General features: G+C 61.7%; 16 protein-coding genes. 7 read left to right on the top strand and 9 right to left on the bottom strand.

Annotated features, from left to right (window positions below; genetic code table 11):
* Positions 1–62 precede the first annotated feature (62 nt).
* A complete protein-coding gene (locus ACWF6P_RS13330) occupies positions 63–959 on the top strand; it encodes a LysR substrate-binding domain-containing protein (protein WP_230812442.1) in 897 nt (298 codons plus the stop codon).
* Here the strand turns inward: ACWF6P_RS13330 and ACWF6P_RS13325 are convergent.
* A complete protein-coding gene (locus ACWF6P_RS13325) occupies positions 956–2,371 on the bottom strand; it encodes an MFS transporter (protein ID WP_452621297.1) in 1,416 nt (471 codons plus the stop codon). The two genes, ACWF6P_RS13330 and ACWF6P_RS13325, sit on opposite strands and share 4 nt — an antisense overlap.
* A 204-nt stretch (positions 2,372–2,575) precedes the next feature.
* Entirely contained in the window at positions 2,576–4,066 is a 1,491-nt protein-coding gene (gene glpK, locus ACWF6P_RS13320; protein ID WP_452621296.1) for a glycerol kinase GlpK, read from the bottom strand.
* Between the two features lie 108 nt (positions 4,067–4,174).
* Here glpK and ACWF6P_RS13315 point away from each other — a divergent pair, with 108 nt between their 5' ends.
* From ACWF6P_RS13315 to ACWF6P_RS13305, 3 genes are all read left to right on the top strand, one after another.
* The gene (locus ACWF6P_RS13315; RefSeq protein ID WP_003940825.1) at positions 4,175–5,917 is read left to right on the top strand and encodes a glycerol-3-phosphate dehydrogenase/oxidase; all 1,743 of its coding nucleotides are present in this window, start codon (positions 4,175–4,177) and stop codon (positions 5,915–5,917) included.
* Positions 5,918–6,016: 99 nt separating this feature from the next.
* Positions 6,017–6,559, top strand: a complete 543-nt coding sequence (locus ACWF6P_RS13310; RefSeq protein WP_452621295.1) for a hypothetical protein — start codon at positions 6,017–6,019, stop codon at positions 6,557–6,559.
* 50 nt (positions 6,560–6,609) lie between these two features.
* Complete coding sequence (locus ACWF6P_RS13305) at positions 6,610–7,326, top strand: GAF and ANTAR domain-containing protein (RefSeq protein WP_378545027.1); 717 nt, start codon at positions 6,610–6,612, stop codon at positions 7,324–7,326.
* On the opposite strand, the gene ACWF6P_RS13300 is transcribed toward ACWF6P_RS13305, so the two are convergent.
* Positions 7,295–8,242: a LysR family transcriptional regulator gene (locus tag ACWF6P_RS13300; protein ID WP_452621294.1), complete on the bottom strand. Its 948-nt coding sequence runs from the start codon at positions 8,240–8,242 to the stop codon at positions 7,295–7,297. The two genes, ACWF6P_RS13305 and ACWF6P_RS13300, sit on opposite strands and share 32 nt — an antisense overlap.
* Positions 8,243–8,395: 153 nt before the next feature.
* Between ACWF6P_RS13300 and ACWF6P_RS13295 the strand changes: the two genes are divergently transcribed.
* Together ACWF6P_RS13295 and ACWF6P_RS13290 are read left to right on the top strand one after the other, a co-directional pair.
* Positions 8,396–9,772, top strand: coding sequence for an MFS transporter (locus ACWF6P_RS13295; RefSeq protein ID WP_452621293.1), 1,377 nt, complete (start codon positions 8,396–8,398; stop codon positions 9,770–9,772).
* Positions 9,769–10,512, top strand: coding sequence for a 3-hydroxybutyrate dehydrogenase (locus ACWF6P_RS13290; RefSeq protein ID WP_452621292.1), 744 nt, complete (start codon positions 9,769–9,771; stop codon positions 10,510–10,512). The genes ACWF6P_RS13295 and ACWF6P_RS13290 overlap by 4 nt, the downstream gene beginning before the upstream one ends.
* A gap of 36 nt (positions 10,513–10,548) precedes the next feature.
* Here ACWF6P_RS13290 and ACWF6P_RS13285 read toward each other — a convergent pair whose 3' ends face one another.
* The 5 genes from ACWF6P_RS13285 to ACWF6P_RS13265 all read right to left on the bottom strand — a co-directional run bounded on the left by ACWF6P_RS13285 (position 10,549) and on the right by ACWF6P_RS13265 (position 14,725).
* Positions 10,549–11,433: an aldo/keto reductase gene (locus tag ACWF6P_RS13285; protein WP_378447672.1), complete on the bottom strand. Its 885-nt coding sequence runs from the start codon at positions 11,431–11,433 to the stop codon at positions 10,549–10,551.
* 85 nt (positions 11,434–11,518) lie between these two features.
* A complete protein-coding gene (locus ACWF6P_RS13280) occupies positions 11,519–12,442 on the bottom strand; it encodes a hypothetical protein (protein ID WP_452621291.1) in 924 nt (307 codons plus the stop codon).
* Positions 12,432–13,082, bottom strand: coding sequence for a serine/threonine protein kinase (locus ACWF6P_RS13275; protein ID WP_452621290.1), 651 nt, complete (start codon positions 13,080–13,082; stop codon positions 12,432–12,434). Before ACWF6P_RS13275 ends, ACWF6P_RS13280 begins: the two co-directional genes overlap by 11 nt.
* Positions 13,083–13,229: 147 nt before the next feature.
* Positions 13,230–13,766 carry a hypothetical protein gene (locus ACWF6P_RS13270; protein WP_378545015.1) on the bottom strand — a complete coding sequence of 179 codons (537 nt, stop codon included), beginning with the start codon at positions 13,764–13,766 and terminating at the stop codon, positions 13,230–13,232.
* A gap of 17 nt (positions 13,767–13,783) precedes the next feature.
* Positions 13,784–14,725: an oxygenase MpaB family protein gene (locus ACWF6P_RS13265; RefSeq protein WP_452621289.1), complete on the bottom strand. Its 942-nt coding sequence runs from the start codon at positions 14,723–14,725 to the stop codon at positions 13,784–13,786.
* 104 nt (positions 14,726–14,829) lie between these two features.
* Here ACWF6P_RS13265 and ACWF6P_RS13260 point away from each other — a divergent pair, with 104 nt between their 5' ends.
* The gene (locus ACWF6P_RS13260; RefSeq protein ID WP_378447667.1) at positions 14,830–15,399 is read left to right on the top strand and encodes a TetR/AcrR family transcriptional regulator; all 570 of its coding nucleotides are present in this window, start codon (positions 14,830–14,832) and stop codon (positions 15,397–15,399) included.
* Here ACWF6P_RS13260 and ACWF6P_RS13255 read toward each other — a convergent pair.
* On the bottom strand, positions 15,386–16,177 hold the full coding sequence (locus ACWF6P_RS13255; RefSeq protein WP_378447666.1) for a DNA-formamidopyrimidine glycosylase family protein: 792 nt from the start codon (positions 16,175–16,177) through the stop codon (positions 15,386–15,388). The genes ACWF6P_RS13260 and ACWF6P_RS13255 overlap by 14 nt on opposite strands.
* Positions 16,178–16,191: the final 14 nt, after the last annotated feature.

Here is a 16,191-nt window from a genome sequence, read left to right as displayed (position 1 = left end):
TCGCGCACTCGGTCGGTTTCGGAAACTTGACAGGGTCGGCCGGCGTGGCGCAACAATGTCGGGTGGAAATTCATCAGATCAACGCATTTCTCGCGGTGGCTGAGGAGCTACATTTCGGCCGTGCGGCGCAGCGGCTTCGGATTGCGCAACCGCCACTGAGTCGAACGATCAGGCAATTCGAGAAACAGCTCGGTTCGCCGTTGTTCGATCGAAGTACTCGAACCGTGCGGTTGACTGCTGCCGGCGAAGCGCTGCTGCTTCCGGCGCGCGAGATACTGGACGCGTGCCGGATGGCCGAGATCGCGGTGTCCGCGGCAGGCAAGGGAACGACAGGTCGCGTTCGCCTGGGTTTTGCGGGTACCTCGTCGCATCTGCTCGTCGGGCGGTGGGCGAAATTGGTGAGAAAGACCAATCCCGGTATCGAATTCGTGCTCGACAGTTCCGCTTTCGCGAACGAGGCGTTGTTGATGCTGCTCGATCGACGACTCGACATCGGGATGGTGCGGTGGACCGTCCCACCGCTCGGGATCACGTCGAGGCTGATCGCTGAGGAGGACTTTCTGGTTGCCATGTCGAAAGACCACCCGTTGGCGTCGAGGGACTCGGTTCGGTTGATCGAATTGGAGTCCGAGAATTGGGTGACGCTTCCGGCGGAACCCGGGTCGATTCTGCGGGAATCTCTGCTCACTGCGTCGAAGAACGCAGGGTTCCTCGCCCGAATCGTGCAGACGGCACCGGATTCGATGTCGTTGATCGCGCTGGTGTCCGCGGAAATCGGATGCTCGTTGACCATTTCCTCGGTAGCCCAGAGCATCGTGAACCCGGATGTGGTCTTTGTTCCCGTCATGGATCCACCTCCTCCTCTTCAACTGCGTATCGCCTGGCGAGAGGGAGACGACAGACCTGCTCTTCTCGAAGTGTTGAAATTGTCCGAGCAGGCGCTGCCGTCCCTGGCTTAGACGGTTGCCCGACCTGAAGGAATTTCACCCGCTTCGGATTTCGACGAGTTCGCAGTTTCGGCAAGGGTGTTCTCGAGTTCGAGTTCGTCGTAATCCGCCTGCTCGGCCGTCGAGAGTTCGCTTGCGTTGTATCCGGTACGGCGGAGCAGGAGAAGGGTGCAGATCAGCGAGACAAGTGCGTACAGCCCGGACACGATCGCGACCCCGACGATGTTGCCGGAGGTGTTGAGCATCCACTGCGCCAGTACCGGAGTTCCGCCGCCGACGATGAGGGAACACAGTTGGTACGCCGTCGACAGACCGGTGTAGCGGATGTTGGCGGGGAAAGCCCGAGCGAGAACGCCGGCGATCGCGCCGTAGAACATCGAGTGCGGGATCGTGGCCAGACACATCGCGACGACTGCAATGGTGAAGTTCCCGGTTCTGATGGCGAAGAACATCGCGGGCATGAGAACGAACTCCGGTATCACCATCAGACACATAGCTTTTCGCATGTCAATCTTGGAGACCAGGACGGCGCCGAACGGTTGGACGATGAACTGCACGACAAGTGCGATCGCGATGGCGGCGAGGAAGGTTCCTCGGTCGTATCCGAGTTCTTTCGTAGCCCAGGACAATGCGAAGGTGTTCTTGAAGTAAGTGACCTGTGCGAGGGGGAGTGCGCCGGCGCCGAGGAGAACCAGTACCCAATGCTTGCGCAACACTTCGGCGAGCGGAAGTTTGACGACCTTCTTGCGGGCGAGAACGGCTTTCATCTCGTCGGACTCTTCGAGTTTGAGGCGAATGATCATCCCGAGAATGACCAGGCCTGCCGAAACGAGAAATGGGATTCGCCAGCCGTAGAGGAGGAATGACGGAATCGGCATCGAAGACAGCAGGAAGAATGCGATGGTGGCCAACAGATTTCCCGCGGGGGAGCCCTGTTGAGCGAACGCGGAGTAGAGGATGCTCTTGCCCTTCGGTGCGTTCTCGCTGGCGATGAGCACTGCGCCGCCCCACTCGCCACCGACCGCGACTCCCTGGATGACGCGAAGGGTGACCAGGCCGATCGGCGCCCAGATCCCTACCTGTGCATAGGTGGGAAGGAGTCCGATGCCGACGGTGGCGACGCCCATCATCATCAAGGTGATGACCAGAGTGTTCTTGCGTCCGATCCGGTCGCCGAGGTGTCCGAAGATGATCCCGCCGATCGGCCGGGCGAGGAAGCCTGCCCACAGAGTGATGAAGGCGAGAAGCGTTCCGACTCCGCTCGGGAGAGTGTCGGAGAAGAAGATGTCGCCGAACACCAAGGCAGCTGCGGTGCCGTAGATGTAGAAGTCGTACCACTCGATAGTGGTTCCGATGAACGAAGCGATACCGGCTCTTCGTGCCTTGGCGTTGATCTCCTCGGAACTGCGAGAGGGTGAACTCATGCGTGGCGACCTTTCTCTGCATCATTCGCGGCGCCGAAACGTGGCGCGCCTGAATGAGATTCGCAGAGTGGTGTAGGTCACGTCCAATACCAAGTTGGTCGCCTATTGATACCTCTGGAGTATCAATAGGCGACCAGGATCAACTGTTCCGGTATGGAAGATGTCTGACGGGGGAGCCGGTGTCAGTCCGAGCGATCGGGGTGATTACTCGGACCAGTTGTACGTCCTTTCGACGGCCTTGTTCCACTCCGCGTACAGCCGTGCTCGTTCGGACTCGTTCATCGCCGGTTCCCACGTCTGGCCGACGGCCCAGTTGTTGCGGATGTCTTCGGTGTCCGCCCAATAACCGATGGCAAGGCCCGCTGCGTATGCAGCACCGAGTGCTGTTGTTTCGTTGACCACCGGACGGATGACGGGAACTCCGAGGATGTCCGACTGGAACTGCATCAGGGTTTCGTTGACCACCATGCCGCCGTCGACCTTCAGGGCGGACAGTTCGACGCCCGAATCCGCACGCATCGCGTCGATGACCTCGCGGGTTTGGTATGCCGTCGCCTCGAGTGCCGCGCGGGCAAGGTGTCCCTTGTTGACGAAGCGCGTCAGGCCGACGATGACGCCGCGTGCGTCCGGTCGCCACCGAGGTGCGAACAGTCCGGAGAACGCGGGCACGAAGTAGGCGCCGCCGTTGTCGTCGACACTTGCGGCGAGCGGCTCGATGTCCTTGGCGTTCTGAATGATTCCGAGATTGTCCCGAAGCCACTGGACCAAGGATCCCGTCACCGCGACGGAACCTTCGAGTGCATAGACGGCGGGGGCTTCGCCGAGTTTGTAGCAGACGGTGGTCAGCAGTCCGTGCTTGCTGTGAACCGGCTTCGTTCCCGTGTTGAGAAGCATGAAATTGCCGGTGCCGTAGGTGTTCTTGGCTTCACCCTCGGAGAGGCAGGCCTGACCGAAGGTCGCTGCCTGTTGGTCACCGAGAATTCCGGCGACCGGTACGCCGGCGAGATTGCCGCGAGGGCGGCCGGTGCCGTACACCTCGGAAGAACTACGGATTTCCGGGAGCATCGACATCGGGATTCCGAAGTCCGCACAGATCGATTCGTCCCACTGGAGGGTCTCGAGATCCATGAGCATCGTGCGTGACGCATTGGTGACATCTGTCACGTGAACACCCTCGGTCAAGTTCCACACGATCCACGTGTCGACAGTGCCGAAGCACAGCTCCCCGGCCTCCGCTTTGTCTCTCGCTCCGTCGACGTTGTCGAGAATCCAGCGGATCTTCGGCCCGGCGAAGTAGGTCGAGAGCGGTAGTCCGGTCTTGTCTCGGTACTTGTCCGGCCCCTCGTCTCCGCCCAGTTCGACGCACAGTTGATCGGTGCGCGTGTCCTGCCACACGATCGCGTTGTAGACCGGCTTGCCCGTCGAACGCTCCCAAACGACGGTCGTCTCACGCTGATTCGTGATTCCGACGGCACCGATGTCGGCGCGTGTGAGATCGACCTTCGCGAGCGCTCCGGCGACCACCTCTCGGGTGTTGATCCACAGCGCAACCGGGTCGTGCTCGACCCAACCGGCGCGCGGGAAAATCTGTTCGTGTTCTTTCTGCGCAACGCTCACCACAGCGCCGTCGTGATCGAAGATCATGCAGCGGCTCGACGTCGTGCCTTGGTCGATGGCGGCGATGTATTGATTCACTGTGCTCCTAGGTTCGGGCGCGTTCGCGGTAATCCGTGCGCTGTCGCAGTATGTGGATCAAGCTACTAGCCTGTAAACGGATTCGTCGTCGACTTACAGGAGACCGGGTTGAGTAAGCAGCAAGGTGCGCAGTTTCTCGGCCCGCAGCAGCGTGAAGCTGCTTGGGAACAACTTCAGACCGAGCAATTCGACGTCGTCGTGGTCGGTGGCGGTGTGGTCGGTGTCGGAGCTGCACTCGATGCGGCAACCCGCGGACTCAAGGTTGCGTTGGTCGAGGCTCGTGACTACGCATCCGGCACGTCCAGCCGCTCGTCGAAGATGTTCCACGGCGGTCTCCGCTATCTCGAGCAACTCGAATTCGGTCTCGTTCGTGAGGCGTTGCGTGAGCGCGAACTCTCGCTGACCACGCTGGCGCCGCACCTGGTCAAGCCCCTGAAGTTCCTCTTCCCCTTGGCTCACCGCGTGTGGGAACGCCCGTACATGGCCGCGGGAATCTTCCTCTACGACCGGATGGGTGGCGCAAAGTCGGTCCCCTCCCAGAAACACCTCACCCGGGCGGGCGCACTGCGCATGTCGCCGAGTCTCAAGCGCAGTTCGCTGACCGGTGGCATCCAGTACTACGACACGGTCGTCGACGATGCTCGGCACACCATGACCGTCGCACGCACCGCTGCACATTACGGCGCAGTCGTTCGAACGTCGACCCAGGTCGTGGGCTTTCTGCGCGAGGCGGACCGGGTCTCGGGAGTTCGTGTTCGCGACTGCGAAGACGGACGTACCGCCGAGGTCAAGGGGCATGTCGTCATCAACGCGACCGGTGTCTGGACGGACGAGATCCAAGCGCTCTCACGTCAGCGTGGACGGTTCCGGGTGCGGGCCTCGAAGGGCGTACACATCGTCGTCCCACGCGATCGCATCGTCAGTGAAGCCGCCATCATCCTGCGTACCGAGAAGTCGGTGCTGTTCGTCATTCCGTGGGGCAGTCACTGGATCATCGGCACCACGGACACCGACTGGAACTTGGATCTCGCTCACCCAGCGGCAACCAAAGCAGATATCGACTACATCCTCGGTCACGTGAACTCCGTCCTGGTCACGCCGCTGACGCACGCCGACATCGACGGTGTCTACGCAGGCCTGCGTCCGCTGCTTGCCGGTGAGAGCGACGAGACGTCGAAGCTGTCGCGCGAGCACGCCGTTGCCCGTGTGGCTCCAGGCCTGGTCGCCATCGCCGGTGGAAAGTACACGACGTATCGGGTCATGGCGGAAGACGCCGTCGATGTCGCAGCAGAAGACATTCCGGCGCGAGTGGCGTCGTCGATCACGGAGAAGGTGCCGCTCGTCGGCGCCGACGGATACTTCGCGTTGATCAATCAGACTGTGCAACTGGGCGAGCAGTACGGCTTGCATCCGTATCGCGTCAAGCACTTGCTCGACCGCTACGGTTCACTCATCACGGAGGTCCTCGAACTCGGCCGACAGACGCCGGAGTTGTTGCAGCCGATCACAGATGCCCCCGATTACCTTCAGGTCGAGGCTGTGTACGCGGCTGCGGCCGAGGGGGCACTGCACCTCGACGACATCCTTGCCCGCCGCATGCGCATCGCCATCGAATATCCGCATCGCGGTGTCAACTGCGCGCAGCAGGTCGCCGGCTTGGTGGCCCCGATTCTCGGTTGGGATGCCGCCACCGTCGAACGCGAGGTCGACACGTATCGAGCGCGCGTCGAAGCGGAAATCGAGTCTCAGACCCAACCGGACGACGAGTCGGCCGACGCCTTGCGCGCCGCAGCGCCGGAGTCGAGGGCCGAGATCCTCGAGCCTGTCGTCGTGGTGCCGGATCGCGTTTGAGTCGCCTGTCGTTTGTTCTCGGTCCGCCGTGGGTAGACGGGTGTCGAATCACCACCCGTGTCAGCACAGACCGGTCGAGCGTCGCCCAGGAGGATCCCAATGTTCGGTAATCGGTCGCGATCTGCTGAGGAACACATAGCTACCGGCTATCTGGTCACTCACCTGTGCGGGGCGATGGTAGGGCTGCAACTCTCACGGTCGCTCTCGGACTCGTACGGCACCTGGGCTGACGGTGAGTTGGATTCGTTGCCGGGCGAGCTCGAGTACGAGATCGAACAGTTGCTCCAACTGATCGAGGACACGCAGGGCATATCGCTGCCGCGGTACTCGAAGATCGACGCGACGGTCAATCGGATCAGACGTCTCGTCCACGTCGACGCCATCTGGCGCAACCGCCTCGTGAAGCTGGCGACACTCGAGATCATGCGGACGGCTCTGTGTGGCAAGAGTGCGATGTGGGAGGTCTTGCGAGACATTCCGGCCGGGGAGACGGAGGAGCAGTACCGCGAGCTCAACGACCTGGTATCCAAGCAGATCACCACCGTGACGGCTCTGCATCACCGCGCAGCCACGGAAGCTTTTCAGGGGACGGACGGCCGGGAATCGGCCAGGGGCGGCGACCCTATCCGCTCGAGTAAGTAAGGTTTGTACCGTTCGATGAAGAATTCGATGAACGGTAGACCCCGAGGTGTATGGAGATGGCTGAGCGCGACCAAGCACTGACAGATCCCAAGGCAGTGTTCGCGGCGTTGGCGGAGATCCTCTACTCCGCAGCAGACAGCGCCGAGGTGTACTCCGCGATTTGTTCGGCGGCTGTCGAGTTGATTCCCGGTTGCGATCACGCAAGCCTGATGCTGCGACGGGGAAACACCAACGTCACGGTAGCGGCAAGCGACGAGATTGCCGAGCACGCAGACGATCTCGAGCGGGCCACGGGGGAGGGGCCGTGCATCGACGCCCTCGACACGGAGGCGCCGCAACTCGAGTCGGACCTTCGCACACCGAGTCAGTGGCCTGAATTCGCTCGGAAAGTAGTGGCGGAGACACCCATTCGCGGATCGATGGGGTTCCGACTGATGGTCGATCGTCAGAAGTTCGGTGCCCTCAACCTCTTCTCGGATACTCCGGGGGCTTTCACGGAATCCGCTGCCGACCACGCGATCATGTTGGCGTCGTTTGCGTCCGTGGCAGTCACTGCGCTCACGCGAGGCGAGGATGCCGATTCGTTGCGGCGCGGTCTGGCCAGCAGCCGAGAAATCGGTCAGGCAGTTGGTCTGTTGATGGGACTACATCGTGTGTCCGACGACGAGGCCTTCGACATCCTGGTGCGAACCTCGCAGAACATGAACGTCAAGATCGCCGAGTTGGCACGCAAAGTCATCGTTCAGCATCGTTCGACTCTCGACTGAGCGCTTCGTTCGTCCGGGGCGAGCCGAGTAGTTGAGACCGCTTGCGATCCACAGTCTCTCGGAGAGTCGTCACCACAGCCGCCACTTCCGGGCGTCGCAGAGATTCCGAACGGGCCACCAACCAGTAGGAAAGTCTGACCTCGATGTGAGCCGGTAGCACGCGAATCAAATCTTCGTGCTGCTCGGCCATGAAGCAGGGGAGTAGGCCGATACCTGCGCCGGCCCGCGTTGCCTCGATGTGCACGAACACGTTGGTGGACGTGACGGCCTCCCTCATGGAGACCGTGAGCTTGCGAGCCAGATCGAGTTCGTCGACCTGCAGCATCGAGTCGATGAAGTACACGAGCGAGTGATCGGCCAGATCTGCGGCACTCTCGGGAACAGCATTCTGACGTAGATAGTCTCGGGATGCGTACAAGCCCAGCGCATAGTCGGCCAGATGGACTGCCTCGGCGCGGTGAACTTGAGGCTTGCCGACCACAACCTCGATGTCGAGCCCCGAGCGTATCTGTGACGCCTTTCTGGTTGCGACAACTATCTCCACGCTGACACGGGGATGGCGTCTGCGAACCGCGGCGCCGGCGGGGGCCGCGATGTAGGCGCTGAAGCCGTCGGTGGCCGAGACCCGCACGACGCCGTCGAGTTGCTGCTGACCGGTGGAGTCGAGTGCCAGTTCGTTCACCGCAGCCTCGATGCGCTCGGCTGCGCTGAGGGCTTGTCTGCCCAGGTCGGTCAACTCCCAGCCGCCGGACGAGCGAACCAGGACACGGCCGCCGAGGCTCTTCTCGAGCGAGGAGATGCGGCGCGAGATAGTGGTGTGATTGAGGCCCAGGTCGTCGGCGGCGGTGTTGAAGCGCCCGGTGCGACCGACCGCGAGAAGCACCAGTAGGTCGTCCGGGCTCAGTCCGAGAGTCATATCTGCATTTTTGCACCTATGTGGTGCGGGATTTGTCATTGTCGTGCCAAGAATCTGCACCGATACTCATCGAGTCACAAAAAATGTGCGAGCGGTCACATTCCTGATCGTGAAGAGCAGGCGAATCGCGAACTGAAGACGAGGGAGTCCACGATGAGCGTCGACAACATGCCGAAGCCCGAGAGCGAAGCCCCACCATCGGGGCTGAAGAAGGTGGTCGGCGCCTCGATGGCGGGCACCGTGGTCGAGTGGTACGAGTTCTTTCTGTACGGCACGGCGGCCACGCTGGTCTTCAGCAAGGTCTTCTTTCCCGGCGGCGGCAATGAGCTGGATGCGATCATCGCGGCTTTCATCACCTACGCCGTCGGATTCGCCGCCCGGCCACTCGGCGGTATCGTCTTCGGATACTTCGGAGACAAGTTCGGCCGGAAGCAGTTGCTGCAGTTCAGTTTGCTGCTGGTCGGTGCCGCGACATTCCTGATGGGCTGTCTGCCCACCTACGGTCAGATCGGTTACTGGGCACCGGCACTACTGGTCACGCTGCGCTTCATTCAAGGATTTGCAGTGGGCGGTGAATGGGGTGGGGCGGTACTCCTTGTCGCCGAGCACAGCCCGAATCGATCTCGCGGGTTCTGGTCGTCCTGGCCTCAGGCCGGCGTGCCGATGGGCAACCTGGTCGCGACGGTTGTGCTGTTGATCCTGACGTCTACGCTCTCGGACGAATCGTTCATGAGTTGGGGTTGGCGCGTGGCCTTCTGGCTCTCCGCGGTCATCGTTCTGGTCGGGTACTACGTTCGGACCAAGGTCACCGACGCTCCCATTTTCATCGCGGCACAGAAGGAAGCAGAGCTGGTCAAGGCAACCTCGTACAGTGTTTTCGAGGTGGTCAAGCGCTACCCACGAGGAGTGCTGACCGCGATGGGCCTGCGTTTCGCCGAGAACGTCATGTACTACCTCGTGGTGACCTTCTCGATCACCTATCTCAAGGTCGTCGTCCATGCGGACACGGCGCACATTCTCTGGTGGATGCTGATGGCACACGCCGTACACTTCGCGGTGATCCCGTTGGTAGGCAAGCTGTCCGACACGATCGGTCGACGTCCGGTGTACATGATCGGCGCCGTCACAGCCGGAACGTGGGGATTCTTCGCCTTCCCGATGATGAACAGCGGACACAACGCCGTCATCCTGTCGGCAATCATCATCGGACTTGTCTTCCATGCCTTCATGTACGCCGGACAACCCGCGATCATGGCCGAGATGTTCCCGACCCGGATGCGCTATTCCGGTGTCTCCCTGGGGTATCAGGTGACTTCGATCGTCGCCGGCTCGTTGGCTCCGATCATCGCAACAGCACTACTGAGCAAGTTCCACTCCTCGGTCCCCATCGCGATCTACCTGCTGCTGGCTTCCCTGGTCACCATCGTCGCAGTCATTTTCGCGCGTGAGACCAAAGGAATCTCGCTCGAATCCGTCGACGCCGCTGACGCCCGTGTTCTCGCCAACGAGCGGGCCGGTGTTCCCGCGTGACGCTCTCTGGCAAATCGGCGCTGGTCACCGGTGGTGCGAGTGGGATCGGCGAGGCTTGTGTACGGATGCTCGCTGCCCGCGGCGCCCACGTCACCGTCGCTGATCTCGACGACGTCGCAGCGAAGGCGCTGGCCGAGGAGATCGACGGCACCGCATGGGCCGTCGATCTCCTCGACACCGACCAACTCGTAGATCTGGCGCTCGAGACGGACATCCTTGTCAACAATGCAGGTATTCAACGGGTCAGTCCCATCGAGGATTTCGACGTCGAAGACTTCCGGAAGATCCAGCGCCTCATGGTCGAAGCGCCGTTCCTCCTCGCTCGGTCCGTTCTGCCGTACATGTACCGCAACGGTTTCGGCCGCATCGTGAACATTTCCTCGGTCCACGGGCTCCGTGCTTCGGCATTCAAGAGTGCGTACGTCACTGCCAAGCACGGACTCGAAGGGTTGTCGAAAGTTGTTGCACTCGAAGGCGCCCCGCACGGCGTCACCAGCAACTGCGTCAATCCTGGCTACGTCCTGACACCCCTCGTACAATCCCAGATTGCCGACCAGGCAAAGGTTCACGGCATCAGTGAATCCGAGGTTGTCGAGAAGGTGATGCTCACCGAGAGCGCGATCAAACGGATGGTCGAGCCTGCGGAGGTTGCATCGCTGGTGGGATGGCTGACGTCGACCGAGGCGTCGATGGTGACGGGGGCGTCGTACACCATCGACGGTGGGTGGAGCGCCAGCTGAACCACTCAGGCTGCTGAGTTGTTCAGGCTGCCGGGTTCAGGCTTCGGGGATCTCGATTCCGAACTTCTCGCGGGTGATGACCTCGGGCTCGGGACCGCCGCGCACTCCGGTGTCGAGTGCGTCGATTGCGGAGAGTTCTTCGGCTGTGAGTTCGAAGTCGAACACGTCGAAGTTCTCCGCGATGCGCGAGGGAGTCACCGACTTGGGGATCACCTGTCGGCCTTGCTGAAGGTGCCAGCGCAGCATCACCTGCGCGGGAGACTTGCCGTGAGCGGCCGCGATCGCGCCGATGGTGGCGTCTTCGAGAGTCGAACCGTGGGACCCGTCGCGGTAGAACGTGATTCCGCCGATCGGTGACCATGCCTGCGACAGAATGCCGTGATCGGCGTCGGCCTCGAGCAAGGCCGACTGCCTGAAGTACGGATGGACCTCGATCTGGTTGACCGCCGGCACGACGGACGTTGCGCCCAGGAGCCGGGTGAGGTGGTCCGGCATGAAGTTACTGACTCCGATGGCTCGGACCTTGCCGTCTGCCAGCAGCGTTTCCAGTGCCTTGTACGCGTCGATGGTGCGTTCGAACTCGCTCGGCAAGGCTTGGTGGAGTATGAGGAGGTCGAGGTGTTCGACACCGAGCTTGCCTGCGCTCTTGTCGAAGGCGTGCAGAGTCTCGTCGTATCCGTAGTCGGTGATCCAGACTTTCGTTTCCACGAAGATCTCGTCGCGATCGAGGCCGGATCGCCGGATCGCCTCACCGACGCCCTTCTCGTTGCCGTAGGCCGCAGCAGTGTCGATATGGCGATAACCCGTCGACAGCGCGGACTCGACGGCGGCGACTGTTTCGTCCGGCGGTGTCTGGTAGACGCCGAAGCCCAACGCCGGAATGTCGAGACCGTTGTTCAGTTTCAGACTCGGAATGCTCATGTCGTCCACGGTAGCGACGGACCGGGTTCCGCGGGAGTGACTGCTCAGCCGGGTAACGGCAGTACCTCCCTCAACAGGCAGGCATTCAATTCGGTTGGCAGGTACCGCCGATCGGTAGCGCCTGCGCTCGTTCACCTACCCAGCGGCCGATGTCGTTGAGCATCGCAGTACCGTCGGCGAAGGTGCCCGAGTCCGGCTTGGCTGCGATGGCGACAGCGAGTTGTCCGGTGCCGCTGTTGATGATCCCGAATTGGCGTACCAGATAGCCGCCGTCGGTGTCCGGACCCCACCCGCCCTTGAAGCGAGCGGCAGGAATCACTCCTAATCCCCACTGTTGGTCTGGGCTGATGCTGCCCATGAGTTCGAAGACTTCGGCGGCGTCGCTCCGGCAGGGCAGGGTGGCGGCGAATTGTGCTTGGACGGCAAGCGACCATTGTGTCTGGCCGAACGAGCTGAATTCTGGTCGTAGCGTGCGTGATTCCACAGCAGTGGACGAATCTCCCGAGGCTTCGAGGACTGACTCGACCTTCGCTGCAGCAGTTGCCGGATCGCCGAGATCGCGCCACAGTTCCTCGGCTGATTCGTTGTCGGAGGTTGTGACCGCCCGTTCGACCGCGGCGAGTTGTGTGTTGTCGGTTTCATGGAGGGCCGCGATGGACAGTGGGACTTTGATGGTGGACCAGGCGGCTCCGCTTTGCCACTCGCCGGCAACGAGTGACTGACCGCCGCCGACCGGAACGAGGGCGATACCCACCGCGCCGCCGAGGGTGTTGCTCAGGGCGTCGAACCCGGCGAGCGGCCCGACATCGTTTCCCGGGGCGCCGGGCGTCTCCGTCGGCTCCGGTGGAACGACAACGATCTCGGTGATCGTCTCGACCTTCTCCGACGACTCGGCCCGCGTCGGAATCGTGCAACCGGCGAGGGCTGCCGCAGAAACCGCGGCGAGTGCAACCGCCAGGAGGCGTCTGCGCGTCCCGCTACCAGCTCCGACGCGCTGCTCAATAGACATAGACCACCGCATTGTTTCCGCCGGTACACGTGATGACCTTGGTGCCGACACAGTTCATCGAGTACCGAGTTCCCGTGACCGGACTGACTGCGCTGATGGAGACCGGGCCGCCGCGTCGGCCCTGGCTCACATACTGGTAGCGCACTTCTTCGGCGAACTCACACGACGTCACGCTGGTGCCGACGGCGGACGTTGTGAATTCACTGTTCGAGAACACTGATCCACAACGCGCTGCGTTGGCGGGAACCGACTCGTTGGGCGCGGGTGTGACGACGCCGTTTTGTGGCGCGGCCGCAGGTGAGGTGATCACCACGGTTTCCGTGCGCGCGGTGTTCTTGTCGGAATTGTCGTTCAGGACAAGGGGGAGCACCCATACGAAAACCACGACGGCAACGAGTGCGACTGTGACAACTCCCAGGAGGACCCACAGCCAGGCATACGACTTCGGTGGCCGGGGCGGCATCGGCGAATACCCGGCGCCTTGACCGTATGCGGGCCGTGGCGGAGTGTAGGCCGGCTGATGTCCGGAGTACGGCGCGTGACCAGGTGTGACGCCTGGTGGTGGAGGAGGGGGTGGAGGGAGAGGTGTCGTGCGGTTGGGGTCGTTGTTCCAGGGATACGGCGATTGCGGTGTCGTCATTTCGGGCTGCTCCTCTGCCTACTGGATAGAAGTGGGCCGAGTTAGTCGTCGATCACCGCACATCGAAATTTCCGATTGTTAGGTTTCTGCGAATTGCCCGTCTTATTTATATACGACCGGTCTGACTTCTTTTGCTCTTGTGGCTCGTCAGTGCGTGAGCACTATCTTCAATCCGACGATCAGAGTTGCGACGGCGGCCAGGGCAAAGGCCGCGAGGTGTGTGTTGGTACCGACTTTCTCACCGTGAAGTCGGCTGATCACGTAACTGGTGGACCCGATGCGCAGGATCAAGACGATTTCCGCGATCAACTGCGCCGTCCGCGGTTCCAGGATGTTGAACCACGCCGTCGCGAGAATGACGACAGGAACAACCGCGGAGGTGAGGATCGGGACGGAATCGCGAAGCGAGTCGATTCTTTCCGCGGTGGTGAGGCGGCGGTCGTTGCGAATGCTCTCGCCGACGCTCTCGGCGAATGTGTGGGCGATATACGTCGACAATGCCGTGCCGACCACGATCGCGGCGCCCAGCGATTCCTGAGATTTCGTCACCGGTATGAGTGCGGCGAGGACAAGAATGTTGCCGTAGATGTACGCGGTGGTCCTCGCCGCCACACGTTCTTGTCCCAGCGGTGAACCGTGAGACGTGATCGGCCGGTTCAGCAGGGTTCGCAGGTCCCACTCCATGCTCAGAGCATGGCAGATCAGACCCTCGGGCTGTAGTGCATCGGATTATCTCGCTGTTCGAGCGGGGGCAGATTGCGCGCCGGCGTGTGGACCAGTGGTGCGTCGGCGGGGATCCGGCCGCTCGCTCGGTCCCATCCTGCGCGAGCGCGTGGCTGATACCGGTATCGCCACGGCACCAATCGGAAGACGGCGTTGACGCTTCGGCCGACAGTGGTGTGAATTCTCTGATCTCGGCTACTCCACGAGTAACCGAGAAGGTCGCGAACAGGTTGGTCGTACATGCCCACCGTCAGCCACACGAATCCGCGTGCGAGGGGAATCCGCGCGAGTCGCCACAACGGATCGGGAAGCCAGGTCATGTACGGGGGTTTTCCGAGGCCGGACAGGTCGAGGACGTCGCGGGTTGCCTTGTTGTCTTCGAGTACGTTGCGGCACATGTGGTCCCAGTACTCCTGAAATGCTTCCCAGGTCTCGGGAACCGGGCGCATGCTCATTCCGTACAGGCGATACCACTGAATGTGTTCGGTGAAGAGCTGTCGTTTCTGGGCCTCGGTCAAGCCACCGGAGAAGTTGTCGGCCGTGACGATGGTGCCCATGAAGAACGTTGCATGCGCCCAGTAGAAGGTGTCGGGATCGAGGGCGTGGTATCGGCGCCCCAACTTGTCGACGCCCTTGATACGCGTGTGATATCCGCGGACTTCTTCGGCTGTCTGCTGCGCGCGATCGCCGTCGAAAACCACGCCCGCAATGGGATACAGCGAGCGGTACAGCCGTTCCCAGCGCTCGTCGAAGAACTGCGAGTGCTCCTCGACACCGGCGCCGAGCCCTGGATGCATGTTCTGCATCGAACCGGCCCAGACGCCTTGGAGCATCCCGCGCCAGTCGCCGAAATACTTCCAGGTCAGGGAATCCGGACCGAGAGGAACCGGGGTGCTGCTGTCATCAAGTTGACTACGCATGTTGTCAGATTAGGATCGACAACAGCGGTAGTCAAGGATCGAATACCGGTTGAAATCGAATTCCGGTTGCATCGAAGAACAAGTGTCGGCGAAGTGGGGAAGTTGTGAGCATCGAAGAACGCAGGGCCACTCGAAAGGCGACGTTGTTCGACGTCGGAGTGACACTGCTCGGTGCGGTCGACGGTCCGGCCGTCAACGTGCGTGCGGTCTGCAAGGCCGCCGGTCTGACCGAGCGGTATTTCTACGAGAGTTTCACCGATCGTGATCAGTACGTCGTCGCGGTCCACACATTCGTTGCCGAGCGCGCGCAGTCGGCGCTTGCCGCGGCAGTGGAGTCGGAGACGACATCCGAGGCCGTCGCCACGGCTGCGGTCGACGCTTTCGTCAAGCTCATGGTCGACGATCCGGCGATGGGGCGAGTACTTCTGATCGCTCCGCTCTCCGAACCTGTCTTGAGTGGACGCGGTATCGAATCGATGCCGGCGTTCGTGGATCTGGTGTACGACCAGTTGTCCGAGATAGCTGATCCGGTGGACAAGCAATTGGTGGCAGTCGGACTGGTCGGGGCGTTGTTCACGCTGTTCATCGGTTACCTCGACGGCACGATCGTGGTAGACCGCGAACGATTTGTCCGCCACTGCGTCAGGCTGCTGATCAACGCTAATCAGGCGTGAACGGCTGGCACGCAGGGCAGAAGAAGATATTTCGCTCGGTGAGCTGATCCGGTCCCAGGGTGTCTTCTCTGATGCGGGTTCCGCATCGGCGGCACGGTTTTCCGCGCCTGCCGTACACCCATGTCTGCCTACCTGGACGGGTGTCGCCGGTCGTGACCCGGATGCGACGCGCCTTGTTGACGTTGATGGTGCGGAACGACAAGTCCACTATCGCGTCGAGATTTCCGGCGAGGCGCGTCGGTGTTTTCGGGTGAATGCCTCGTAGGAAGCAGATCTCGTTGCGGTACACGTTGCCCAGCCCGGCCATTACCCGCTGATCCAGGAGCGCAATTCCGATCGGTTCGGAGTCTGCAGCGCGAAGATTCTGGGCGGCCACGGAACTGTCCCAGTCGGGCCCGAGCAGGTCCGGTCCGAGATGCCCGACAGCCTCTTGTTCCTGCCCGAGTTCGAGGATCTCGGTAATTCCCAGTGAAAAGCCCACTGCTACAGAGTCTTCGGTGGCCAAGATGATGCGTGCTTGATGGGCGGGTCTGCGCCAGCGCTCGCCGGGGCGATAAATCTGCCACTGACCTTCCATTTTCAGATGCGTGTGAATTGACGCCTCGCCCACTCGGATCAGGAGATGCTTTCCGCGGCTGGCGACGGAATCCACGCGATGGCCCGACAGATCAACGGTGGCATAACGAGGAACGCGGACGTCGCAGGTGGTGAGTACCTTCTCGGCTAGGGCCGCTCGCAGTTCGTTGGCAGCCCGCCACACGGTATCGCCCTCAGGCATGGTCGCCGCTCCCA

This window comes from Rhodococcus sp. NPDC055024, assembly GCF_053608585.1.
The sequence above is the reverse complement of the archived record's forward strand: the minus strand, read 5'-3'. Positions and strand labels throughout refer to the sequence as shown.

Coding starts and splice junctions, on each gene's coding strand:
- ACWF6P_RS13325 (WP_452621297.1), bottom strand. CDS start 2,371: ATGAGTTCACCCTCTCGCAGTTCCGAGGAGATCAACGCCAAGGCACGA.
- ACWF6P_RS13310 (WP_452621295.1), top strand. CDS start 6,017: ATGTTCGGTAATCGGTCGCGATCTGCTGAGGAACACATAGCTACCGGC.
- ACWF6P_RS13305 (WP_378545027.1), top strand. CDS start 6,610: ATGGAGATGGCTGAGCGCGACCAAGCACTGACAGATCCCAAGGCAGTG.
- ACWF6P_RS13300 (WP_452621294.1), bottom strand. CDS start 8,242: ATGACTCTCGGACTGAGCCCGGACGACCTACTGGTGCTTCTCGCGGTC.
- ACWF6P_RS13295 (WP_452621293.1), top strand. CDS start 8,396: ATGAGCGTCGACAACATGCCGAAGCCCGAGAGCGAAGCCCCACCATCG.
- ACWF6P_RS13285 (WP_378447672.1), bottom strand. CDS start 11,433: ATGAGCATTCCGAGTCTGAAACTGAACAACGGTCTCGACATTCCGGCG.
- ACWF6P_RS13280 (WP_452621291.1), bottom strand. CDS start 12,442: ATGTCTATTGAGCAGCGCGTCGGAGCTGGTAGCGGGACGCGCAGACGC.
- ACWF6P_RS13275 (WP_452621290.1), bottom strand. CDS start 13,082: ATGACGACACCGCAATCGCCGTATCCCTGGAACAACGACCCCAACCGC.
- ACWF6P_RS13270 (WP_378545015.1), bottom strand. CDS start 13,766: ATGGAGTGGGACCTGCGAACCCTGCTGAACCGGCCGATCACGTCTCAC.
- ACWF6P_RS13265 (WP_452621289.1), bottom strand. CDS start 14,725: ATGCGTAGTCAACTTGATGACAGCAGCACCCCGGTTCCTCTCGGTCCG.
- ACWF6P_RS13255 (WP_378447666.1), bottom strand. CDS start 16,177: ATGCCTGAGGGCGATACCGTGTGGCGGGCTGCCAACGAACTGCGAGCG.